We start from the raw sequence: 683 nt of genomic DNA, 5'->3' as shown, positions 1-683 counted from the left end.
GGCATCGTGGGTCAGGCGCGGCGCGCAAGGCTTCGCCTTCCGCTGTCGGCGGCGGTGTTCCTTCTTCAGCACTCAGGTCAACCCCCAACCCCCAAGAAGAAGTCGGCCCGTCGGGCCTCCGCTGAAGGGCGTTACCTCGCCCCCGCCCCAACCCCGCTGCACTGGCTGCGCCCGGCTCGCAGTCGCAGGCTCCTTGCTCGTTCCCGTGCTCGCCATCTCCGCCCCGTGCGGCCCCCGCCGGGGGCCTCCCCGGTGGTCGCCTTGTGGGTTGCTGTCCGGCGTGGTCATGCAGGCGCGCTGTCTCCTTAACCATCAGAGCCACAGAGCGCCGCAGGGCGTCGCTTGCGGACTCTGTGCCGTCCGCACCGGCAGAACCCGTGACGGGGCCACAGGCAAGCTGTGGCCCCGTCACGGGTTGCGATGAAACCCCAAACCGACCCCCCAACAGCAGATGGCAGCGGCTGCTGCCGCTGCTATGATGCGTGGGTTGCAGGCAAAAGCCACGGCAGGGCGGTAGCGTATCGGGGGCCAAAACCGCGTATCGGGGCGTCGGTGTCCGGGTATCGAAACGCATCAGGCAAAACCGGCTGTAACCGGCTGACCGCACAGGGAAAAGTGGTGTTCGGCGGCTGACTTCGCAACGGAAGAAGTTGTTGTGGAGAATAACCATCTGAGTCAACGGA

The organism is Dickeya sp. NCPPB 3274, from assembly GCF_000406205.1.
Classification (GTDB): domain Bacteria; phylum Pseudomonadota; class Gammaproteobacteria; order Enterobacterales; family Enterobacteriaceae; genus Dickeya; species Dickeya fangzhongdai.
The sequence above is the reverse complement of the archived record's forward strand: the minus strand, read 5'-3'. Positions refer to the sequence as shown.